Source organism: Streptomyces albidicamelliae (assembly GCF_025642175.1).
Taxonomy (GTDB): domain Bacteria; phylum Actinomycetota; class Actinomycetes; order Streptomycetales; family Streptomycetaceae; genus Streptomyces; species Streptomyces albidocamelliae.
In genome coordinates this window covers 5,051,781-5,074,414 of the sequence record NZ_CP106795.1, presented here as the reverse complement: position 1 = coordinate 5,074,414, position 22,634 = coordinate 5,051,781, and the positions used below count along the sequence as shown (strand labels likewise).

The window sequence follows — 22,634 nt, the reverse complement described above, 5'->3', positions numbered from 1 at the left end:
TGCGGACGGCCCCCACGGGACGGGTGCCTGGCCGGAAGGTAGCGTTCGCAGGGGTTCGGGATGGGGCAGCCTCGGGAACGCGGTCGGCGTGCGGTGCGTTCAACGGGGTGGAAGCTCTCGCCGGACAGCCGTAGCCACCTAGGGGAAGACGCTCTCTTGATGCCCGATCGCAGCCTGCGACTCCTCACGTTCCCGCCGCGCCCGGCCCAGGGAGGCGAGCGTGGCGCCGTCCTGCTGCGGGAGCGGCCGGCCTCGCCGCCCCAGGCGCCCGAGGGCGGCCGGGACGGCGACGGGCGCGGCGGTGAGCAGCAGGACGACAACCCGTTCGCGCCGCCCCCGGAGGGCACCCCGGACCGCCCGTGGCAGCCCCGCCGGCCCGAGGATCCCTCCGGATCCGGTGACGACCGGGACGGCCACTCCCCCTGGGGCAGCCAGTGGAGCGACCGCCAGCCCGGCCGCTCTCCCGGCGGTTTCGGCGACCGTCCCGGTGGCGGACCGCAGGGCCCCGGCGGACCGGCCGGCGGATCCGGCATGCGCTGGGACCCCACCGACCCCGCCCAGCGTCGCGCGCGGTACGCACTGCTGTCGGGCATATGGGCGGTCTTCTTCGCCCTCTTCAGCTGGCCGTACGTGGCGCTGCTGCTGGGCGCGCTGGCCCTGTACTGGGGCATCAGCGCGCTGCGTGCCAGGCCGCGCACCCCGGACCCGGACACCCCCACCGCCACGGGCGGCCGCCCCCAGACGACGGCGGCGATCAGCGGCCTGGTGACGGCGTCCCTGGCCCTGGTCCTGGTGGCCTCGACCTTCACGGTGCAGCTGGTCTACCGCGACTACTACACCTGCGCCGGCGACGCCCTCACCCATGAGGCGAAGGTGTCCTGCGAGAAGCTCCTTCCGGAGCAGCTGCGCGGAGTGCTGGGCACGGGCGACGACTGACGCCCCGTCGCCCGGGCCCCGCGTCAGCGGGTGTCGTCGCTGTGCTCGGGTCCGTCCGTGACGGCCGGGTCCTGGTGCGGTGAGCGGGGCGCGGCCGGCCCGGACGGCGTGGCGCCGGGTGCCTGGGCCCGCTCGTCCGGCTCCGGTCGCGACCACTCGGGGCCGTTGGCCGGATCGCCGGCGGCGGCCTCCTCAGGGCCGCCCAGCGGGAGGCGCGGGCCAGCTCGTCGTGCCAGTCCGGGGCGAAGGGGTCCTCGGCCGGCGGGAAGTCGTACGCCTCGTCGTCGCAGACGCCGGTCGCGACGGGCACCGTGTCCCGCTGAGCGACCGGCCAGGAGCCGGCCGCCTCCGACGCGGAGTGCGCTCCGGACCGGGAATCGTCCGCGGAGCCGGCGGCCCGTGGCGCCGTGGCGGGTGCGGTCCCGGTGGTGTCGGGTCCGGACACCGGCTTCTCGCCCCCTTGCGGCCTCGCGCCCTTCCCGGAGCCGGTCCCGGAGGGCGACCCGGTTTCGCCGGGGGTCCCGTCCTCCGCGCGGTCCCCCGCCCGCTCCCCCGGGCTCTCTCCGGGGGCCGCGCCGCTCCCGCCGTCCGGCGCGGCACCCGTGCCGGCCGCGTGCGCCTGCCCGGCTCCCTCCGGATCGGTTCCGCCCGGGTCCGCGGGGGCCACCGTCACGGGGGCCACCGTCGTGAGGGCCACCGTCGTGAGGGCCACCGTCGCGGGGGCCACCGTCGTGAGGGCAGCGCCCGCCGAACCGGCGGAGGCCGCTGCCGCCGCGCTCACCATGGCCCTCTTCCGGCCCGGCTCGGTGCCCTGCGCCGGGACGGCGTCGGACCGTGTCCGACTGCCGCGGAGCCGCCAGGCCCGCACGGTCAGCGCCACCGGCATCGCGCACACCGCCGTGCAGACACCGGCCGCTCCCCCGGTCTGCCACCACACCGGACCGAACCGGGCCAGCGCGGCCACCCCCAGCGGTCCGCCCGACAGCCCGGCGAGCAGAGCGAGGAACGCGGCGCAGACCGCCGCCGTCAGCAGCACCACCCCGGCGGTCCGGGCGGCCGACCAGCGGACCCGTGCGGGCGCCCCGGACGCCGGGCGGCGCACCGCCGCCCGCGCCACGAACCACCCGGCCGTCACCCCGGCCGCCACCGGCAGCAGCCCGGCGGCCCAGTTGAGCGGTGTCCCGGCCCCCGCGTCCGGCACCGCCGCCAGCAGCGGGAACGGCGGCAGCAGCGGGGCCGGGTCGGAGGCGAGCGGGTGCACCAGGTGCCCGGCACCGAGGACGAACCCGGGACCGAGGGCGTAGGAGGCGGCCCACAGCGCCGCGTTGGGGATCAGTGCGACGCCGAGCAGCAGCACGGCGAACCGGCCCGTCCAGCCCTCCGTCAGCTCCAGGAACGACGCCCGTGCCGCGTCCCCGTGCCACACCAGCGACACCCCGGTCAGCAGTGCCCCGCCGCCGAGGAACACCGCCGTGGCGGCGCCCGCGGCCCGTACGGCGGCTCCCAGCCTGGCCCCGGCGTCCGTGCCGAACACCAGCCGCCTCACCGGGCCCGGGAGCACCACCAGCAGGCTCAGCACCGGGCCGGGCGGGCGGCCGTGCGCGGTCCACACCCCGGCCGCGGCCGAGCCCGCCGCGACGAGCGGCAGACAGCACGTCACCCCCACCCATCCGGGCCGGAGTTCCCCGTGGCCGCAGTACAGCGCGGCCGCGCCGCCGACGGCGAGATAGCCGAGGACGACACCCGTCCACGCGGTACGCGGCGGGACCGGCGGCGGGTCGTCGGGGTCGGCGGAGACGTCGGAGGCGTCCCGGGCCGCCCGGTACAGCAGCCACACCGGCAGCGCGAGCAGCAGCAGCGGGGTCACGCCGACCGGCAGGGGCGCCCCGGACAGCGTGTCGGTGCGGGCCAGTTCCACCCCGTGGCCCAGCAGCCACAGGGCGGCGGCCACGTGCAGCGCGCCGCCCGGCCCGCTGTCGGGGTACGGCGAGCTGACCCACATCGCGAGGACCAGCACGGCGAGCGAACCGAGCCCGAGCCCGGCCGCGACCGCGCCGGCCAGGAGGCTTGCGGCCAGCCCGGGCGAGCGGTCGCGCACGCGCGCGATCAGGGGCGACAACGACGGGCGGCGAGCGGTCATCTGGGGCACGCCGCCATCGTCCCAACGACACGCGCTTTCCGGGCGTAACAGGCGAACCCCCGAAGTGTCGCTCAATATATGTTTATGTTCTTTTTCGTACGAAAGGGTGCATGGTGACGACGCACATCACTGCCGGCCCACTGCCCTCACCGAAGGAACGCCGATACCTGCGCCAGTCCGCCTCGCTGACGCAGGCTCAGCTCGCCGCACGGCTCGGCGTCGGCCGCGCCACGCTGCGCGCGTGGGAGTCCGGCCGCCGCATCCCCGGGGGGAGCGAAGGCGAGGCGTACGCCAGATTCCTGACCGCCGCCGTCGAGGCGACGGCCCGTCAGGAGCGGGCGGCGCAAGAGGGGGACGCGGGCGCCGATCCGACGGCGGGTCCGCCACGGCCCCTGACGCCCGCTCAGGCGTTCGACGCGCTGTACGCGTTCTGCGCCCCCGCCCTCGTACGGCAGACCTATCTGCTCACCGGCCGGCGGGAACTGGCCCGCGAGGCCGTGGAGCAGGCCTTCCAGACGGCGTGGCAGCGCTGGCCCGAGGTGGCCCGGGACCGGGACCCGGGCGGCTGGGTGCGGGCGGTGGCGTACGACTGCGCGCTCTCCCCCTGGCACCGCTTCCGCCCCCGCTACCGGCACGAGGAGCCCCCGCCGGCCGACCCGGCCGACCGTGCGCTGCTGCACGCGCTGCTCGGACTCCCGCCGTCGTACCGGCGCACGCTCGTCCTCTACGACGGGGTCGGCCTCGACCTGCCGGAGACGGCGGCGGAGACGGAGGCCAGCACCCCGGCGGCGGCCGGCCGGCTGCTCCGCGCCCGTGAGGCCGTGGCCGCGCACGTCCCGGCGCTGGCCGACCCCGCCGTACTGCACCGGCGGCTGACCGAACTCGCCTCGTCGGAGCGGCTGCTCGCGGCCAGGCCGACGACGGTGCGGACGTACGGCGAGCGCCGGAACGTGTTCTGGACCCGGGCCGCCATCGCCTTCACCGTCGCCATCATCGGCTCGACGGCCCTGACGCTGCGGACGGCGCCGACACACTACGAGCCGCCGATCGCCCCGGCCCAGGCGGTGCACGGCGTCCCGCCCCCTGCCGCGATGGGCCCCCTCTCCCAGGAGGAACAGGCCCTGCGGACCAAGCTGCACCACTCGGACTCCGGCGGTCCGGAAAGACTGCTGCCGGAATTCCGATGACGGCGGAGGCCGCCGGGCGCTGCCGGTGAACGGGAGGGAAGACGGCGGTAGGCCCGCCCCGGTGAGGGGACGGGCCTACCGACAGCCTGCGGAGGGGCTCAGGCGCTGAGGACCTCGCGGGCCAGCTTCGCCGTCTCGGTCGGCGTCTTGCCGACCTTGACGCCGGCGGCCTCGAGGGCCTCCTTCTTCGCCTGGGCGGTGCCGGACGAACCGGAGACGATGGCGCCGGCGTGGCCCATGGTCTTGCCCTCGGGGGCGGTGAAGCCCGCGACGTAGCCGACGACCGGCTTGGTCACGTTCTCCTTGATGAACGCGGCCGCGCGCTCCTCGGCGTCGCCACCGATCTCACCGATCATCACGATCAGGTCGGTGTCGGGGTCGGCCTGGAACGCGGCGAGGGCGTCGATGTGCGTGGTGCCGATGATCGGGTCACCACCGATACCGACGGCGGTCGAGAAGCCGATGTCACGCAGCTCGTACATCATCTGGTACGTCAGCGTGCCGGACTTCGACACCAGGCCGATGCGGCCCGGCTTGGTGATGTCGCCCGGGATGATGCCGACGTTCGACTGGCCCGGGGTGATGATGCCGGGGCAGTTCGGGCCGATGATGCGGGTCTTGTTGCCCTTCTTGCCGGCGTACGCCCAGAAGGACGCCGTGTCGTGCACGGCGATGCCCTCGGTGATCACGACGGCCAGCGGGATCTCGGCGTCGATGGCCTCGACGACCGCGTCCTTGGTGAACTTCTCCGGCACGAAGATGACGGAGACGTTGGCGCCGGTCTTCTCGATGGCCTCCTTGACGGTACCGAAGACCGGTACCTCGGTGCCGTCGAAGTCCACGGTCTGACCCGCCTTGCGCGGGTTCACGCCGCCCACGACCTGGGTGCCGTCACCGAGCATGAGCTTGGTGTGCTTCATGCCGGTGGCGCCGGTCATGCCCTGGACGATGACCTTGCTGTCCTTGTTGAGCCAGATAGCCATGGTGTGTTGTGTCCTCGTCCTGAGTGCTTACTTGGCGGCGTGGGCCAGCTCGGCGGCCTTGTCGGCCGCGCCGTCCATGGTGTCGACGCGCTGCACCAGCGGGTGGTTCGCGTCGGTGAGGATCTGCCGGCCCAGCTCGGCGTTGTTGCCGTCGAGACGGACGACGAGCGGCTTGGAGACGTTCTCGCCGCGGTCCTCCAGGAGCTTCAGGGCCTGGACGATGCCGTTCGCGACCTCGTCGCAGGCGGTGATGCCGCCGAAGACGTTCACGAAGACGGACTTGACGTCCGGGTCGCCCAGGATGATCTCCAGGCCGTTCGCCATGACCTGGGCGGAGGCGCCACCGCCGATGTCCAGGAAGTTGGCGGGCTTGACGTTGCCGTGCTTCTCACCGGCGTACGCGACGACGTCCAGGGTGCTCATGACGAGACCCGCGCCGTTGCCGATGATGCCGACCTCGCCGTCGAGCTTGACGTAGTTGAGGTTCTTCTCCTTGGCGGCGGCCTCGAGCGGGTTGGCCGCGGCCTTGTCGTGGAGCTCCTCGTACTCGGGGTGACGGAACTCGGCGTTCTCGTCGAGCGACACCTTGCCGTCGAGGGCGATGACCTCACCGGAGGCGACCTTCGCGAGCGGGTTGACCTCGACGAGGAGGGCGTCCGACTTGATGAAGGTGTCCCACAGCTTGATCAGGACGTTGACGACCTTGTCCGCGACCTCGGCCGGGAACTTGGCGGCCTCGACGATCTCGCGGGCCTTGGTCTCGTCCACGCCGTCGATGGCGTCGATCGCGATCTTGGCGACGGCCTCCGGACGGGTGGCCGCCACCTCCTCGATCTCCATGCCGCCCTCGACGGACGCGATGGAGAGGAAGGTGCGGTTGGCACGGTCAAGGAGGAAGGAGACGTAGTACTCCTCGATGATCTCCGGGGCCGTCTCGGCGATCATGACCTTGTGGACCGTGTGGCCCTTGATGTCCATGCCGAGAATGTCCGTCGCCCGGGCGACGGCCTCGTCCGCGGAGGCGGCCAGCTTGACGCCACCGGCCTTGCCGCGACCACCGACCTTCACCTGCGCCTTGACGACGGACTTGCCGCCCAGCCGCTCGGTGATCTCGCGCGCCGCCTCAGGCGTGTCGATGACTTCACCGGCCAGCACCGGTACATCGTGCTTGGCGAAGAGGTCCCTCGCCTGGTACTCGAACAGGTCCACGCGCTTCCGTCCCTATCAGTGATCTCGCGGTTCGTTGGATGCGTGGGCGTGCCGCGAAGGGCAACGTGACGTCCGCTTGTCACTAGGGGGGCGCACACGGTGTCCGAGCGCGCGGCATGTCCGTCTCGCAGGTTATCGCCGCTTGCAGGGGCTCCCTAAATCGAGGGTCACACCTGAGCGGTGATACCTGTCACATGATGCCGGAATTCCTGGCACGGCGTGCCGACATATGTGCTGTACAGGGGCGGTCTGCGAGGCCTCACCGGGCTGGGGTTGACCCGGTGAGGCCCCTCGAGCGGTCCCGGCGGGAACCGGGACCGGGGCGGTTGATCCCCACCCCAATGGGGACCACCCGCCCCTTCCCGCGGGGCACCGGCCGCACGGGCCGATGGCGTTCGGCCGCCCGTAACCGGTCGCCCCGCGGAGCTTGTGAGGGCGCTCAGCCCTGCTGTCGCATGCCCTCCGACGCGTCGCGCACGCCGTAGGGGTCCAGCCATCCCTGCGCGGCCCGCGGCCCCTGGAAGCCCTCGGGGCCCGTGAGCCCGCCGGATACGGCCGAACGGGTGACCGCCGCCGCCCCGCCCACGTCATGCGGGCCCGCGTGCGGGACCGTGCGCGTGAGATCCCCGGCGAAGCCGGTGGCGTGCCCGGCGACGGACTCTCCGAGTCCCGCACCCTGCCCGGCGACACCGTGCGCGAGGTACTCGCCCTGGCTGGTGGCACCGTGGGCGAAGCCGGTGACGTGTCCGACGGCTCCGTGTGCGAGACCGGTCGACTGTCCAGCGGCACGGTGGGCGACGCCGGGCGCCTGTCCGACGGCGCCGTCTGCGAGGTACGCGCCCCGGCCTACGACGCCGCCTGCGAGGCCCGCGCTCTGCCCGGCGGCACCGTGCGCGACGGCGGCGGCCTGCCAGGTGGCACCGTGGGCGAGACCGGTCGCCTGTCCTGCGGCGCCGTCTGCGAGGTACGCGCCCTGCCCTACGACCCCATCCGCGAAGGCCGATGCCTGGCCGGTGGCACCGTGGGCGAGGCCGGTCGCCTGTTCGGCGGCACCGTCTACGAGGTACTCGCCCTGGCCGACGACCCTGCCCGCGAAGCCCGTGGCCTGGCCGGTGGTCCCATCCGCGAAGGCCGACGCCTGACCGGCGACCTCGCCCGCGAGGTACTCGCCCTGGACGGTGCCCCCGCCCGCGAAACCCGTCGCCTGACCGACGGCACCGTGGGCGACGGCGGCCGTCTGCCCGGTGACCCCATCCGCGAGGCCCGTCGCCTGACCGGCGGCACCGTGGGCGAGACCCGTGACCTGACCGGCGGCACCGTGGGCGAGACCCGTCGCCTGACCGGCGGCACCGTGGGCGAGGCCCGTGGCCTGACCGGTGGCGCCGGCCGCGAGGTATTCGCCCTCGCCGGCGACCCCGCCCGCGAAGCCCGTGGCGTGGCCGGTTGCGCCGCTCGTGAATGAGTGGGCGTCGGCCGTGAGGCCGTTGGCGAGGGTGCCCGCGTCGGTTGCGGTCCGGGCGGCGACCGGTACGACACCGTGGACCGCGCCGGAAGCCACCGGCGGCAGGACCGCGTCCGTGGTGTTCCGGGCCGCCTGCTCGGCGAGACCGGTGGCGTACGCCGACCCGTCCGCGACCACACCGGCGGCGACCGGCCGGACGGCACCCGCCGCGCCGTACGCCCCGGAGAGGGCCCGCGCAGCGGTCCCGTACACATCGCCGCGCGCACCCGTGCTCAGGTCGTCCACGCGCGCCTCGGCCTCCCGGCCGACGCCGTACGCACCGGTCCGCGCCTGGTGGGCGACCCCCTGCGCCCCTTCCGCCGCGTCCCCGGCGACGCCGTACACACCGGCCACGGCGCCCGCCCCGGTGTCGTGCACCCCGGAGGCGGCGCCCGTGGCGGTGCCGCCCAGGCCGTACGCCGTGCTCTCTGCTGTCCCGTACACCCCCGGAACGGCGTCTCCGGCCGTCCCCCGCACCCCGCCGACGGCGTCCACGGCCGTGCCGTACGCACCGTTCACCGCGTGGTGCGCCGCGACCGGGACCCCGTCCACCGCCTGCTCGGCGACCGGCACCGCCCCGTGCACCGCGGCGGAGGCCACGGGCGGGACCACGGCGGACACCGCACCGTCGACGACCGGCGTGACCGCGCCCGGTACGGACCTCACCGTGCCGACGACCCGTTCCCGAGCCCCGCCGACCGTACCGGTGACATGCCCCGGCACCCCGGACACCGCGGCCCGGCCCGCGTCGGCCACCCGCGCACCCTCGCCCCGCGCGATCCCGGTCCCCCGCTCACCGGCGCCGCCCGCCGTTCCCGCGACATGCCCAGGCACCCCGGACACCGCCGCCCGGCCCGCGTCGGCCGCCTGGGCGACCTCACCCCGGACGGGGCCGGTCGTCGCGGTCGCCGTGTGCCGGGTCTGTGCCGTTGCTCCCGCGGTCCGGCCCTGCGCGGTCGCGACGGTGCGCTGCGCGGTCGTGCGAACGGCGCCTTCGACGCCCTCGGCCCGCGTGCGCGCGGCGGCCTGCACGGCCCCGAGCCTGGTCTGGGCCGCGGCCAGGGCCTCCTCCACCTCGGGGGCGAAGGTCGCCAGCGGGCCGAAGAGGTAGTCGATCTCGTCCCGGGCGGAGTCGTGGGCGGTGTGGACGGTGTCGGCGGTCCCGGCGGCGGCGTGCGCCGTCAGCCGCGCGCCGTCCGTCCGGGCGTGCGCCTGTGCCCGCGCCGTACGGTCCTGCGCCTGCCCGGCCCGCGCGGCCCGGGCACCCTCGACGGCCCGGGCCGCGCCCTCCGCCTTCCCGGTGGCCGAAACCCCGGCGCCCGCGTGCCCGCGAACCTGGTCGGCGGACGTCGGCACGGCGTCGCCGACGGCGTCCCGCACCGGTCGCCCGGCGCCGTCCGCGGTGTCCGGGACGGTCGAGGCCGCCGTACCGGTCAGGCCGGAGACCGTGTCGTGCAGGCCGGCGGCCACGCCGTCGACCGTGTCGGTGAGCGCGCCGGTGACACCGCTGCCGGCGTCCGGCGTGGACAGGGACGAGGCCGGCAGCTCGTCCGCGTCGGCGGCGGCCGAACCGAGCGCCCATGCGCTGGTGACACCGGCGGCTATCACTATGGAACGACGAATGTTCTTGTTCATCTCTGCGTCAAATCCTCGGGAGAACGGCTGGGGGAGTTCCGTCCGGGGCGCCGGAGGGCCGGCGGGCCGGACGGGCGGGCGGACCTGTTCCGTCCCCGCTCGGCAGGGCCGTGGCGGGGAGGTCGGCCGTGCCGCCTAGCCGGGGAAGACGGGGATGTCGCGGTGCCGTTCGCGGGTTCCGGGCGCGTCGGCGTGCGCGAGGGTGCCGGGCGCGAGCCGCAGGGGCGCCCGGTCGGTGAGGGTGACGGCCTGCGCGTCACCGTGGCGGGACGTGGTGCCGTCGACCGCCGCCTGCTTGCCGAGCGCGCCGTCCGGGTCACCGGCTGGCGCCGGCAGACCGGGCGCCTCGGCGGGCGCGACGGCGTGGCGCGCGGTCGCGGGCGCCGAAGGGCGGAAGGCGGAGGGCGCCTCGGGGCCGTACGGACTGACCGGTACCGGCGCGGCGAAGGCGTCGCGGGCCCCGGCCCGGGCCCGCCGCTCCCGGCGGGCACCGGCACCGACGTGCCGGTGTTCCCCGGCGAACCGGCGGCAGGGGGTTGTTGGCGGGGCGTCAGGGGGTCGGTCAGGTCGGGGAGGCCCGGCAACCCGTCGAGGTCCGGCACGGACACGGGCGGAGCCGCCGTCCGCGTCCGGCCCACGGTCCCGGACGCATCGTCCGCCAGCCGCCGTACGGGCTCGGCGGCCTGCTCGCTGACACCGCGCAGCGCGTCGACGGATCCGGCGACCCGTCCGGCTCCGGCGGTGCCGACCGGCTCGGCCGCCCGGACCACTTGGGTCACCCGGCCCACCACGGTCTCCCGAAGCTGCCGCAACTGCCGCACGGAGGCGGCGGACCGGCCGTCGCCGGCCACCCCGCCCGCTTCGGTCACATGGCCGGCATGGATCACCCGGCCCGCATCGACTGCTCCGCCCACACGAGTCGCTCGGCCGGAGTCAACTGCTCCGTTCACACGAGTCGCTCGGCCGGAGTCAACTGCTCCGTCCACATCAGCCGCGCGGCCCGGGCCAGTTGCTGCGTCCGCATCGGCCGCGCGGCCGGAGTCGGCGCCTCGGACGACTTTCGCGGCCGGGTCGGCTCCGGCGGCCGGGACGCGATCCGTGGTCGCGGCGACCGGGGCCGCCTGCGCCGCTCCCACCGTCGTCGCCGTCCCGTCGGCCGCGTGCGCCTGCTCCCCGCAGAGGAACCCGAGCGCGAACAAGCCGCCGACGAGCAGCAGCAGGTGGAGCGCACGACGCCCGGCCGCCGTACGCAGCACACGTACGGAGGCACCGACAAGGGCGGCTGGGAAGGTCAAGGAGGGGAACATCCTCGGGTCGGCACGACACGGGCGCCGCCGATCCTCGCACGGCACGCCCGAGGCTGCGCAAGCCCCCCGTTACCGATGGGTAGTCATGTCCCCTTTCCCGCCCCTTTCCTGCCCGGGGTCACACGGTGTCCGGTATCGGCAGCGGCCGCTTCTCCAGGGCCGCCGCCATCACCTCGGGGAAGAGATCGGGCGTGCAGGCGAAGGCGGGCGCGCCGAGCGCGGCCAGCGCCGCCGCGTGCTCCCGGTCGTAGGCGGGCGTCCCCTCGTCCGACAGGGCGAGCAGCGTCACGAACTGCACCCCCGACGCCTTCATCGCCGCGACCCGTCTGAGCATCTCGTCGCGGATACCGCCCTCGTAGAGGTCGCTGATCAGCACCACCACGGTCTCGGCGGGCCGGGTGATCTGCGACTGGCAGTAGGCGAGCGCGCGGTTGATGTCCGTGCCCCCGCCGAGCTGGGTGCCGAAGAGCACGTCGACCGGATCGTCCAACTGGTCGGTGAGGTCCACCACCGCCGTGTCGAACGCGATCAGCCGGGTGCTGATCGACCGCATGGAGGCGAGGACCGCGCCGAACACCGACGCGTAGACCACCGACGCGGCCATCGACCCGGACTGGTCGATGCAGAGGACGACCTCTTTCTTCACCGACCGCGCGGCCCGCCCGTACCCGACGAGCCGTTCCGGGACGACCGTGCGGTACTCGGGCAGGTAGTGCTTGAGGTTGGCCGCGACGGTGCGGTTCCAGTCGATGTCCCGGTGGCGGGGACGGCTGACCCGCGCGCTGCGGTCCAGGGCGCCGGTGAGGGTGGCCCGGGTGCGGGTCGCGAGCCGCTTCTCCAGGTCGTCGACCACCTTGCGCACGACCGCGCGCGCCGTCTCCCTGGTCGTCTCCGGCATCGCCTTGTTGAGCGAGAGCAGCGTGCCCACGAGGTGCACGTCGGCCTCGACCGCCGCCAGCATCTCGGGTTCCAGCAGCAGGGAGGCGAGCCCGAGCCGGTCGATGGCGTCGCGCTGCATGACCTGGACGACGGAGGACGGGAAGTACCTGCGGATGTCTCCCAGCCAGCGCGCCACGGAGGGCGCCGAGGCACCGAGTCCGGCCGAACGCTCCCGCCCCGTCGGCGGCTTGTCGCCCTTTCCGTAGAGCGCGGCCAGGGTGGCGTCCATCGCCGCGTCCCTGCCGGAGAGCGCGCACCCGGTCCCGTCCGCCTGGTCGCCGCCGAGCACCAGCCGCCAGCGCCGCAGCCGCTCCCCGTCCGGGTCGGGCGCCCGGGCCGGCGTCGGCACGGATGTCGTCGTCGGTGTCGGTCCGGTCGTCATGTGCCCACCTCCGCGAGTCGGTTGCCGTCGATCGTGCCGGGCTCGGTCTCCAGGCCGAGCAGCAGGCGCAGCACCGGCAGCACCGCGTCGGCCCGCCCGATGTCCGGTTCGGCGGCGAAGCCGGGTGTGACGGTGTGCCCGCCCGGCCGGTCCGCCCGTTCACCCGGTCCGCGCCGGACCAGCTCGCCGAGGGTCCTGCGCACGCCCGGCTCGTACGCCGCGAACGTGCGCCGCAGCAGCGGCAGCACGTCCGTGAACGCCTCCGCCGGCACCCCGGTCAGCCAGGCGTCGACCATGCCGAGCAACCGGTCGTCGTGCACCAGCAGCAGCCCGCCCCCGCCACCGACGAAGCCCTCGATCCAGGCGGCGGCGTCGGAGGGCGGTGTCCCCGGCGACAGCGCCAGCCCCATCAGACGTGCCGCCTCGCCGGCGTCGAGTGCGCCGTCGTCGAGCAGCAGACGCACGGCCCGGCCGCGGATGACACCGGGCGCGGTGTCCCGCAGGGACAGTGCCCGCAGCACCGTCCGCCAGCGCTCGCGCAGGTCGCCGCGGCCCGGGTCCGCGGTGCCGGCCAGGGTCTCCGCCAGCAGTCCGACCGCCGTGTGCACGGCGTCGACATGGCCGCGCATCTCGTCCGCGGCGTCCGCGTCGAGGGAGGTGCAGGCAGGGGGGAGGCCGACGAAGATCCGCTCGGCGAGCCCGGCCGCGACCCCGGTCAGCGCGCCGGTGTCGGTGCCGCGCACATCGCCGTAGCGCAGCGAACGGACCAGGGCGGGCAGGGCCTGCGCCAGGTGGCCGACGTCCGTGTCCAGGGCCGCCCGGTCCGCCAGCACCCGCATGACCACGGGAAGCGCGTCCGGCAGGCCGGCCAGCAGGCACTGCTCGGCGAGCGCGGTGACGTCGGCGAGGGCCGTCGCGGCGGTCGCGTCCGCCTCCGCCTTGGCCTGCGTGGCCCCGAGCACGGTGGTCCCCCACACACCCGCCTCGGCGACCTTCACCGCCAACTCCGGCTCCCAGCGCAGTCGCCAGGTCTCCCGGAAGGTGCCCGTGCTGCCCCGCGACCGGGCCGGCTCGCCCCAGCCGACGCCGAGCAGCCGCAGCCGGTGCAGGAGCCTGCTGCGGCCCGCGTCGGTGTCCCCTCGCAGGTCCAGCTCCAGCTCGCGCTCCAGGGCCTCCGGTCTGATCCGCAGCGACCGCTGCTGCCGGGCCAGGTCGCGCTGCAACGGCACCGCGGGGGCCGACTCGGGAACCTCACCGAGGACGTCCCCCACCACCAGCCGGTCGTGCACCAGGGAGAGCGGCACGTCCGAGCCGTCGCACATCACCGCGCGCACCGCGTCCATGGTCTCGCCCAGCCCGGGGAGCGGACGGCAGCGCATCGCCGCCAGCGTCTCCGCCAGCCGTACGGCCTCGATGACATGGGCGGAGGAGACGATCATGTCCTCCTCGCGCAGCAGCCGGGCCACCCTGGTCAGCCAGCGCTCGACCGGCCGGTCGGGGGCCCGGAAGAGATGCCCGTACCAGCCCGGCGAGTCGATGCCCGCGCCGTACCCGCTGGACCGGGCAAGCCTGCGGTGCGTCCACGGCACCCAGGTCAGGTCCGTCCTGACCTTGGGGAGCCCCTTCAACAGCGCCCGGTCGGCGGTGACGGTGGTCCGCTCGCGCAGCGCGGGCACGTGCCAGGCCCCGCAGACCACGGCCACCGCGTCGCCGAACTCCTTGCGTGCGTCGCGCAGTCGGAGCCGCATGTGGGCCTCGCGGACGGCGTCGCGCGGGTGGCCGCCGGTGCCGAACCGCTCGCGCAGCGCCCCATCGCCTCGGCGAGCGCGTCGAACGGCGCGAACGGGTCCCGCTCCCCCGGCCCCCGGTGCTCGACGACGTCCTCCCACCACCGCTCGGGATCGTCGTACCCGGCGGCGTCGGCCAGCACGGCGAGGGGATCGACGCGTGCCTGGTCCCCGGCGACGAGCGCGGCGGCGGGACCGTCGGGCGCCTGTTCCCCGGCAGCGGGGCCGAGTTCGCCGGGGGCCCGGCTTCCGCGGTCCGGGGCGCGTTCGTCGGGTCCGGAGACGCCCGGCGCCTCCTTCTCCTGTTCCTGCTTCTGCTTCTGCTCCTGCTCCTGCTCCTGCTCCTGCTCCTGCCACGCGAGCGTGTGCGTGGCGGGCAGGTCGATGAAGCGGGCCGGGACGTCGTGCCGCAGGGCCCAGCGGACGGCCACCCACTCGGGGCTGAACTCGGCGAGCGGCCAGAACGCCGAGCGGCCGGGCTCGTCCACCGCGTGGGCGAGCAGGGCGACCGGGGGCCGCAGGTCCGGGTCGGCGGCCAGCGGGATCAGCGCGTCGGCCTCCGGCGGGCCCTCGATGAGGACCACGGCGGGACACGCCGCGTCCAGGGCGGCCCGCACCGCCCGCGCCGAACCCGGCCCGTGGTGCCGCACGCCGAGCAGCAGCGGCCCGGATCGGCGGGCCGGGCGCGGGCCGGAGTCGGTCATGCGCTCACCTCCCGGCAGGCGCGGTAGAAGTCCGTCCAGCCCTGACGCTCGCGGACGACGGTCTCCAGGTACTCCTGCCAGACGACCCGGTCGGCCGCCGGGTCGCGCACGACGGCGCCGAGGATCCCGGCCGCGACGTCCCCGGACCGCAGCACCCCGTCGCCGAAGTGCGCGGCGAGCGCCAGTCCGTTGGTCACGACGGAGATCGCCTCCGCCGTGGACAGCGTGCCGCTGGGCGACTTCAGTTTCGTACGCCCGTCGGCGGTGATGCCGTCGCGCAGCTCGCGGAAGACGGTCACCACCCGCCGGATCTCCTCGATACCGTCGGGCGCGGCCGGCAGGTCGAGGGAGCGGCCGATCTGCTCGACCCGGCGCGTGACGATGTCGACCTCGGCCTCGGGGCTCTCCGGCAGCGGCAGCACCACGGTGTTGAAGCGCCGGCGCAGCGCGCTGGAGAGGTCGTTGACGCCCCGGTCGCGGTCGTTGGCGGTGGCGATGAGGTTGAAGCCGCGTACCGCCTGGACCTCCTCACCCAGCTCCGGGACGGGCAGGGTCTTCTCCGACAGGATCGTGATCAGCGTGTCCTGCACGTCCGCCGGGATGCGGGTCAGCTCCTCCACCCGGGCCGTCATACCGTCGGCCATGGCGCGCATGACGGGGCTGGGCACCAGGGCGTCGCGGCTCGGGCCGTGCGCGAGCAGCCGCGCGTAGTTCCAGCCGTACCGGATCGCCTCCTCCGGAGTGCCGGCGGTGCCCTGCACCAGCAGGGTGGAGTCGCCGCTGACGGCTGCCGCCAGGTGCTCCGAGACCCAGGTCTTGGCGGTGCCGGGCACGCCGAGCAGGAGCAGCGCCCGGTCGGTCGCGAGGGTCGTGACGGCGACTTCGACCAGGCGGCGCGGACCCACGTACTTGGGTGTGATCACCGTGCCGTCGGGCAGGGTGCCGCCGAGCAGGTACGTCGCCACCGCCCACGGCGACAGCTTCCAGCGGGCCGGGCGCGGACGGTCGTCCTGCGCGGCGAGCGCGGCGAGTTCGGCGGCGAAGGCCTGCTCGGCGTGCGGCCGCAACGCCTGCGCGCTCCCGGCACGGCTCGGTTCGGCGGTCGTCGGTTGCGCGGACACAGTCATGGCTGAGGCCCCCTCCAGCTCGGCCGGTTCGGATCTGGCATCCACCGTGCACCACGCCACTGACAATCGCCCTGACCTGCGCGAACCGCGCCGCCGGGCCGATTGTCAGTGCCGGGACCTACCGTCGATGACATGACTGAGCAGGGGGTGCGCTGGACCGCGGACCAGGTGCTGGCACTGGCGCCTGACGCCGCGTCACGCAAAGCGGGAAGCAAACTCGGCGCCGCCGGGCCGTGGTCGGAGACGGGCAGTGGAGAGGGGACGCTGTGGGGGCTGTGCAAGGGCAGTGGCAGCAGGCCGTACCAGACGGTGGTGGACCTCGCCGGCGCGGCCGGGCCGGCGTACAGGTGCAGCTGTCCGAGCCGTAAGTTCCCGTGCAAGCACGCGCTCGGTCTGCTCCTGCTGTGGGCGGGCGGCGACGGCTCGGTGCCGGCCTCCACGCAGCCCCCGGACTGGGCCGGGCAGTGGCTCGCGGGCAGGCGGAGCCGCGCGGAGACCACGCGGGCGCAGCAGGCCGAGGGGGTGCCGCGGCCGCCGATCCGGAGGCCGCGCGGCGGCGGGCCGAGCGCCGGGCGGAGCGGGTCACGGCGGGCGCGACGGAGCTGGAGCAGCGGCTGACCGACCTGCTGCGCGGCGGCCTGGCCTCGGCCGAGCAGGCGGGATACGCCCTGTGGGACGAGACGGCGGCCCGCATGGTCGACGCGCAGGCTCCCGGACTGGCCGCCCGGGTGCGGGAGTTGGGGGCGATCCCGGCGTCCGGCGCCGGCTGGCCGGTGCGGCTGCTGGAGGAGTGCGCGCTGCTGCACCTGCTCGACCAGGGCTGGCTGCACCGTGACCGGCTGCCCGACGCCCTCGCGGCCACGGTCCGCACGAGGCTCGGCCTGAAGGCCGCGGTGGAGGGCCCGCCGCTGCGCGACCGCTGGCTGGTCCTCGCCCAGTACGACACGGCGGACGCGAAACTGACGACGCGCCGGATCTGGCTGCACGGCGCCGGATCGGGCCACACCCGGCTGCTCCTCTCCTACGGCGCGGCCGGCCGGGCGCCCGAGCTGGCCCTGCCGGTCGGCCTCGCCCTGGACGCGGAGCTGTCCGTGCACGCGGGCGCCGGGCAGTCACGGGCCACGCTGGGAGAGCGGTTCGCCGTGCCCGCTCCGGCCGGGTTCCGCCCGCCCGGCGTGACCACCGAGGAGGCGGCCGCCCGGTACGGCGAGGCCCTGCGCGACGACCCCTGGCTGGAGTCGGTCCCGGTGACCCTGGACCGGGTGACGCCGGTCCCGGACGGCGACCTGTGGCAGCTGGCCGACGCCGACGCCGACTCGGCCCTGCCGCTGTCCCGGACGGCCCGCTCCCGTCCCGGTCTGTGGCGCCTGGTCGCCCTGTCCGGCGGCGCCCCCGTCACGGTGTTCGGCGAGTGCGGGCACCGTGGCTTCACCCCGCTCACGGCCTGGCCGGAGGGCCCGGGTGAGGCGGTACCGCTGTGCTGACCGGACCGCCGCCGAAGGACGCCGCCACGACCCGGCCCCGCCCCGTGAACCGCCCGGGCGAGTGCGCCGGCCGGCTCGCGCACGGCCTCGCCGGACACCCGCGGCCGTCGACGCACCACTCCGGCGGCCCCAACCCGCGGCCGCTCGACCCCACCCCGCGAAAGGCACGGCCATGAACGCGACCCCACCCGCGGCGCCGCCCGCCGGCCCTTCCGGGACGTCCGCGACACCGCCCCCCAGCGCCTCCCCCGCACCCGCTGCACCGCCCACGCCCTCCTGGGAGGACCTGGTCACCACCGCCCTGCTCGGCACCGACCGGCGGCCCCTGGCCCAGGATCCGGACGGCCGGGCCGCCCCCGTCGCGCTGCTGGACGCGGCGGCCGTGGCGACCGTGCGCCGACGGGCCGGACTGCGGCCCGCGCGGGCGGCGCGGCGGCCGGATCGGGCCCCGAGGACCCCCGCCCGGCACTGCCCCCGGCGGCGGCCCGCAGACTCGCCCTGCTGCTGGCCGACCGCTCCGGAGGACCGTCTGGCGGGCGGCGCGGCAGCTCACCGGATCTCATGGAGCTGCTCCCCCAGTGGCTCGCGGCGGCCAACGCGCACGGTTACGCGGCGCCCCCACAGGCGCTCCCGGCCCTGCTGGACGCGGCCCGGGGCCGTACGGACCTGCGCCCGGCCGCGCTGGCGTTCGCGGGCCCCCGCGCGCTCTGGCTGGCCCGGCTGAACGCGGACTGGCGGTTCGCCCTGCGCGCCGTCCCGGGGGCGGCACCGCGCTGCCCGACCCCGATGACGCCGAGGCGGTGCGGCGGCTGTGGCAGGAGGGGCTGTTCGCCGAGCGGGTCGCCCTGCTGGGCGTGCTCCGGGCCCGTACGCCCGCCCTCGCGCGGGAGCTGCTGGTCTCGACCTGGCCGACGGAGCGGGCGGAGGACCGGCTGATGTTCCTCGACTCGCTGCGCGCGGGCCTGTGCGGCGAGGACGAGCCGTTCCTGGAGCAGGCGCTGGGCGACCGCAGCCGCAATGTCCGGGCGACGGCGGCGGAGCTGCTGTCGGCGCTGCCGGATTCGGCGCTCGCGGCGCGCATGGCTGTACGGGCCGCCGCATGTGTGGCTCTCGATCGCATGGGGAACTCGCCGGTGATCGCGGTCGAGGCACCGCTCGAGTGCGACTCCGGCATGGAGCGGGACGGTGTGGTGGCGAAGCCGCCCGCGGGCAGAGGGGAGCGGTCGTGGTGGCTTGGTCAGCTGGTCGAGGCGGCACCGCTCGCGACGTGGACGGAGCGGCTCGGCGGACGGGGCGCGCCGGAGATCGTGGCGCTGCCGGTGGCGGACGGCTGGCAGGGCGAGCTGCACGCGGCGTGGTGCCGCGCGGCCGTGCGGCAGGGCGACACCGCCTGGTCGAGGGCGCTGCTCGGTTCGCCGTCGGCGCCGGAGGCGGGCGGCCCGGGTGCGGTGTCCCTGGCGGAGCGGGCGAAGCTGCTGGCCGCCCTGGGGCCGGACGAGCGGGCCGAGTGGGTGGCCGGATTCATCGCCACCCATGGTCTCTCGGAGGCGTTCCAGCTGCTCGGCGGGTGTGCGGTGCCGTGGCAGCCGTCGCTGGGCAGGGCGGTTGTGGACGCCCTGAACATCGCGCGGGACGCCGGCAGTTACCCCTGGAGTTTCAGCGGGGTGATGGGGCTCGCGGAGCGTTGCCTGGACCCGGCGGAAGCCCTCCGGCTGGAGGCGCTGCTCGCGGTGCCCGACGAGCGGGAGGACGCGGCGCCGGGTGCCGGCGGCTACTGGGCGGAGGCGTTCCAGCGGCTGGTCACCACGCTGCGTCTGCGGGCGGAGATGGCGGGCGAGCTGGGTGCCGCACCGCCCGTGCCGTCGCGGTGACCCGCTCAGCCCCCGGACGCGGCCGGCTGGTGGACGTTCTCCCGGACCCACTCCACGATCGACGTGGTCGTCGCGCCCGGCGTGAAGATCTCCGCGACGCCCTTCTGCTTCAGCGGCGCGATGTCCTCCTCCGGGATGATGCCGCCCCCGAAGACGAGGATGTCCGCGGCGTCCCGCTCGTTGAGCAGGTCGATGACCGCGGCGAACAGCGTGTTGTGCGCCCCCGAGAGGATGGACAGGCCGATCGCGTCGGCGTCCTCCTGGATGGCCGTGTCGACGATCTGCTCGGGTGTCTGGTGGAGCCCGGTGTAGATGACCTCCATGCCGGCATCGCGCAGGGCGCGCGCGATGACCTTGGCCCCGCGATCGTGGCCGTCGAGCCCCGGCTTGGCCACCACCACGCGGATCGGACCGGCTGCCACACCCATCACTGCCTCCATCAAACGATCACGGAAGCGATCGCTTCCGTCCCTGACGACAAGTACCGCACTTTTGGCGCGTCCCGCCACCCGCCGCGAAGTGAACGAACGTTATCTCCAGCATCTCGCAACCGGCAGTTTTACGGTGCGCAGCGAGGGGGAAATCACACGGTGGGACATCAGGGCACACGGGGGATCGAGCCGTCCTCCGGTGTGCCGACAGGAGGTCGGCCATGAAGGTCACCGGAGTTCTTCCGCTCTTCCTCCCGCTCTGCCGCCGCCTGTGGCCCGGCAGGATCGCCGGACTTTCCGTGGCGCTGCTCAAGGCGACCGCCCTCGAGGCCGCGATCCTGGCCGGCCACCTCCTGCTCTATCCGACCGGTCTCGTCCAGGAGCGCCGCGCCGCCCTGCCGCCGGGAGAGGGCCCCGATCCCGCCGCCGCGGGCACCGCCCGGCTGCCCGTCCGGTCCGGTCCGCCCGTGGTGCTGCTGCACGGCTTCATCGACAACCGCTCCGTGTTCGTGCTGCTGCGCCGCAGCCTGGTCCAGCACGGCAGGCAGCGGGTGGAATCCCTCAACTACTCCCCGCTGACCTGCGACATCCGTGCCGCCGCCGAGCTGCTCGGCCGGCACATCGACGAGATCTGCGAGCGCACCGGCAGCACGCGGGTCGACATAGTGGGGCACAGCCTCGGCGGCCTGATAGCCCGCTACTACGTGCAGTGTCTCGGCGGTGACCTGCGGGTACGCATACTCGTCACGCTCGGCACCCCGCACGCGGGGACCCGGGTGGCGCCGCTGGCCAACGCGCACCCGATCGTGCGCCAGATGCGGCCCGGCTCGGAGGTGATCGAGGAGCTGTCCCGGCCCGCGCCCGGCTGCCGCACGCGGTTCGTCAGCTTCTGGAGCGACCTGGACTCCCTGATGGTCCCGCTGGAGACGGCCTGTCTGGAGCACCCCGACCTCGATGCGCAGAACGTCCGGGTGACCGGCATCGGACACCTCGCCCTGCCCGTGCACCCGGCGGTCGCGACCGGGATACGCGAGGCCCTCGACAGCGCACGGCCCGGGGACCGGCGTGCGGACGGCCTGACGGTGGCCTAGCGGACCGCCGTCCGGAGCGACGTCCGGAGCGACGTCCGGAGCGAAAGAGAGGACCGCCGACGGCGCGGTACAGCGCGCGCACAGGTGACTCACCGTCACCCGACATCGAACATTCATCGAACACAAGGCCAAAGTCGCGTCCGGGCTCCCCCGAAACACGGCCGAATGCCCGTTTCCGGCCCACGCGAAACAGGCCGAAGATTGTCGCGCCCGCGTACCGCCGGGTACAGTCGCCGCACTGCTCTGGCAGCCCCTGTTGTCGAGGCGAAAGAGAAGTTGGTGAACGACCGTCACCCGTCGGGGACCATGACCACCCCGGCCCCGGCTTCCGACGCCTCCGCAGCGCACTACGCACCGTACGGGACACCGGAAGTCGCCTACGACGACGTCACCACGTACGGTCATTACGACGCCACGGGTTTCGCGGCCGGTTCGGCCGGCGCCGGTTTCGACGCCGATCCGCTCTTCGGCAGCCTCCCGGGCGACGGGCACTCCACGGGCGCGTACGACACCACGCACTGGCAGACCGGCACCGGTCAGACCCCGCACTACGACCCCTACGCGGCCCAGCACCACACGGCCTACGACTCGGGTACGTACGACAGCACCACCTGGACGGTTCCGGCGCAGGCCACGGGGCACGACGTCAGCGGGCAGTGGGACGCGAGCGCCTGGCTCCAGCCAGGACAGGCGGCCGGCGCCGACCCCGCCCAGCAGTGGGACTGGGGCACCCAGACCTTCGACACCGGCGCCTACGACGCCACGCAGTGGAACGCCGCGGGCCAGGCCGTGACGGCGGAGGCCGAGCAGGCTGCCGAACCGTTCGACCAGCAGGCCACGGCCACGTTCGACCAGGTCGGGGATGCGCACGCCGGCGCCGCGTTCGACCAGACGGGTGACGCGCACGCGACCGCGCCGTTCGAACAACCGTCGTACGAGGACGGCGGGTACGAGGACGCCGCGTACGAGCCCGGCGGGTACGAGCACACCACGTACGACGACGCCGCCTACGACGACGGCGCGTACGAGGAGCGGCCCGCCGGCGAGGGCGATCCGACCGCCACCGGTGAGCTGCCCGCCGTGCCCGACCTGCTGGACGGGCAGGAGGAGATCGCCCCGGTTCCGGCGGCCCGTGCGGGCTCGCGCGGTGCGGGCCGGTCCCGGCGCCGTACGCCCGCCAAGCGCTCCGCCCTGCTGACCGTCGCCGTGCCCTCCGCCTGCGTGATGGGGGTCGCCGGGATCGCCGCCGCCTCCGTCGGCACGCTGACCGACGACTCCAAGGACACCTCCGCCTCCGCATCGGACGCGCACGCGGTGCAGCCGTCGGACGCCAACAGCAAGCTGGACACCCAGCTCAAGACGCTCGCGGCGGGCGCCGACGACTTCGCCGACCGGGCGAGCCGCACCCAGGAGCGGATCGACCTCAAGGCCCAGCAGGAGCTGCAGCAGAAGAAGGCCGCGGCGGAGGCCGCGCTCAAGGAACGGCTGCGGCCCAAGTTCGCGCTGCCCGTCATGGAGCGTGGACTCAGCGCCTACTTCGGCCAGGCGGGCGTGAACTGGATGTCGGTGCACACCGGCATCGACTTCCCCGTCTCCTACGGCACCACGGTGATGGCCGCCACCGACGGCACCGTCAGCACCAAGTGGAACAGTGCCTACGGCAACATGCTGATCCTCACCGCGAAGGACGGCACGGAGACCTGGTACTGCCACCTCTCCAGCTACCGCGTGGCCTCGGGCACGGTCGTCAAGGCCGGTCAGCCGATCGCCTACTCCGGCAACTCGGGCAACTCCACCGGCCCGCACCTGCACTTCGAGGTACGGCCGGCGGGCGGGGCGGCCATAGACCCGCTGCCGTGGCTGCGCAGCCACGGGCTGGACCCGACCTGAGCCCGTCCGTTCCTCGTACCGAGTGAGCCC

11 protein-coding genes and 3 pseudogenes are annotated in these 22,634 nt (G+C 75.0%); 6 read left to right on the top strand and 8 right to left on the bottom strand.

Going from position 1 to position 22,634, the window contains the following annotated elements; translation table 11 throughout:
- Nucleotides 1–159: 159 nt before the first annotated feature.
- Nucleotides 160–936: a hypothetical protein gene (locus N8I86_RS23315; protein ID WP_263278621.1), complete on the top strand. Its 777-nt coding sequence runs from the start codon at nucleotides 160–162 to the stop codon at nucleotides 934–936.
- Here the strand turns inward: N8I86_RS23315 and N8I86_RS23310 are convergent.
- On the bottom strand, nucleotides 857–3,076 hold the full coding sequence (locus N8I86_RS23310; protein ID WP_263280143.1) for a cell division protein PerM: 2,220 nt from the start codon (nucleotides 3,074–3,076) through the stop codon (nucleotides 857–859). The genes N8I86_RS23315 and N8I86_RS23310 overlap by 80 nt on opposite strands.
- Before the next feature lie 110 nt (nucleotides 3,077–3,186).
- Here N8I86_RS23310 and N8I86_RS23305 point away from each other — a divergent pair, with 110 nt between their 5' ends.
- Nucleotides 3,187–4,263: a helix-turn-helix domain-containing protein gene (locus N8I86_RS23305; protein WP_073888759.1), complete on the top strand. Its 1,077-nt coding sequence runs from the start codon at nucleotides 3,187–3,189 to the stop codon at nucleotides 4,261–4,263.
- Between the two features lie 98 nt (nucleotides 4,264–4,361).
- Here the strand turns inward: N8I86_RS23305 and sucD are convergent, their stop codons facing one another.
- The 6 genes and pseudogenes from sucD to N8I86_RS23275 form a co-directional block, all read right to left on the bottom strand.
- Complete coding sequence (sucD, locus tag N8I86_RS23300; protein ID WP_073888757.1) at nucleotides 4,362–5,246, bottom strand: succinate--CoA ligase subunit alpha; 885 nt, start codon at nucleotides 5,244–5,246, stop codon at nucleotides 4,362–4,364.
- Between the two features lie 27 nt (nucleotides 5,247–5,273).
- Nucleotides 5,274–6,455, bottom strand: a complete 1,182-nt coding sequence (sucC, locus tag N8I86_RS23295) for an ADP-forming succinate--CoA ligase subunit beta (protein ID WP_073888755.1) — start codon at nucleotides 6,453–6,455, stop codon at nucleotides 5,274–5,276.
- Nucleotides 6,456–6,894: 439 nt separating this feature from the next.
- A complete protein-coding gene (locus N8I86_RS23290; protein WP_263278620.1) occupies nucleotides 6,895–9,591 on the bottom strand; it encodes a hypothetical protein in 2,697 nt (898 codons plus the stop codon).
- Nucleotides 9,592–11,016: 1,425 nt separating this feature from the next.
- The gene (locus N8I86_RS23285; protein ID WP_263278619.1) at nucleotides 11,017–12,219 is read right to left on the bottom strand and encodes a VWA domain-containing protein; all 1,203 of its coding nucleotides are present in this window, start codon (nucleotides 12,217–12,219) and stop codon (nucleotides 11,017–11,019) included.
- Nucleotides 12,216–14,668, bottom strand: a pseudogene (locus N8I86_RS23280) (DUF5682 family protein). The gene N8I86_RS23285 and the pseudogene N8I86_RS23280 overlap by 4 nt, the downstream one beginning before the upstream one ends.
- Nucleotides 14,669–14,706: 38 nt before the next feature.
- Nucleotides 14,707–15,837: an ATP-binding protein gene (locus N8I86_RS23275; protein ID WP_073888745.1), complete on the bottom strand. Its 1,131-nt coding sequence runs from the start codon at nucleotides 15,835–15,837 to the stop codon at nucleotides 14,707–14,709.
- Between the two features lie 132 nt (nucleotides 15,838–15,969).
- On the opposite strand from N8I86_RS23275, the pseudogene N8I86_RS23270 reads away from it, so the two are divergent.
- Nucleotides 15,970–17,321 (top strand): annotated as a pseudogene (locus N8I86_RS23270) (SWIM zinc finger family protein).
- A gap of 172 nt (nucleotides 17,322–17,493) precedes the next feature.
- Nucleotides 17,494–19,192: pseudogene (locus tag N8I86_RS23265) on the top strand (DUF5691 domain-containing protein).
- Nucleotides 19,193–19,197: 5 nt separating this feature from the next.
- Here N8I86_RS23265 and N8I86_RS23260 read toward each other — a convergent pair.
- Nucleotides 19,198–19,620, bottom strand: coding sequence for a cobalamin B12-binding domain-containing protein (locus N8I86_RS23260; protein WP_073888741.1), 423 nt, complete (start codon nucleotides 19,618–19,620; stop codon nucleotides 19,198–19,200).
- Nucleotides 19,621–19,844: 224 nt separating this feature from the next.
- Here N8I86_RS23260 and N8I86_RS23255 point away from each other — a divergent pair, with 224 nt between their 5' ends.
- Entirely contained in the window at nucleotides 19,845–20,714 is an 870-nt protein-coding gene (locus N8I86_RS23255) for an esterase/lipase family protein (RefSeq protein ID WP_263278618.1), read from the top strand.
- A gap of 279 nt (nucleotides 20,715–20,993) precedes the next feature.
- Nucleotides 20,994–22,604: a M23 family metallopeptidase gene (locus tag N8I86_RS23250; RefSeq protein ID WP_263278617.1), complete on the top strand. Its 1,611-nt coding sequence runs from the start codon at nucleotides 20,994–20,996 to the stop codon at nucleotides 22,602–22,604.
- Nucleotides 22,605–22,634: the final 30 nt, after the last annotated feature.

Bases quoted from the DNA above. Each gene is read 5' to 3' on its own strand.
- N8I86_RS23315 (WP_263278621.1), top strand. From the start codon at position 160: ATGCCCGATCGCAGCCTGCGACTCCTCACGTTCCCGCCGCGCCCGGCC.
- N8I86_RS23310 (WP_263280143.1), bottom strand. From the start codon at position 3,076: ATGACCGCTCGCCGCCCGTCGTTGTCGCCCCTGATCGCGCGCGTGCGC.
- N8I86_RS23305 (WP_073888759.1), top strand. From the start codon at position 3,187: ATGGTGACGACGCACATCACTGCCGGCCCACTGCCCTCACCGAAGGAA.
- sucD (WP_073888757.1), bottom strand. From the start codon at position 5,246: ATGGCTATCTGGCTCAACAAGGACAGCAAGGTCATCGTCCAGGGCATG.
- N8I86_RS23290 (WP_263278620.1), bottom strand. From the start codon at position 9,591: ATGAACAAGAACATTCGTCGTTCCATAGTGATAGCCGCCGGTGTCACC.
- N8I86_RS23285 (WP_263278619.1), bottom strand. From the start codon at position 12,219: ATGACGACCGGACCGACACCGACGACGACATCCGTGCCGACGCCGGCC.
- N8I86_RS23275 (WP_073888745.1), bottom strand. From the start codon at position 15,837: ATGACTGTGTCCGCGCAACCGACGACCGCCGAACCGAGCCGTGCCGGG.
- N8I86_RS23260 (WP_073888741.1), bottom strand. From the start codon at position 19,620: ATGGGTGTGGCAGCCGGTCCGATCCGCGTGGTGGTGGCCAAGCCGGGG.
- N8I86_RS23255 (WP_263278618.1), top strand. From the start codon at position 19,845: ATGAAGGTCACCGGAGTTCTTCCGCTCTTCCTCCCGCTCTGCCGCCGC.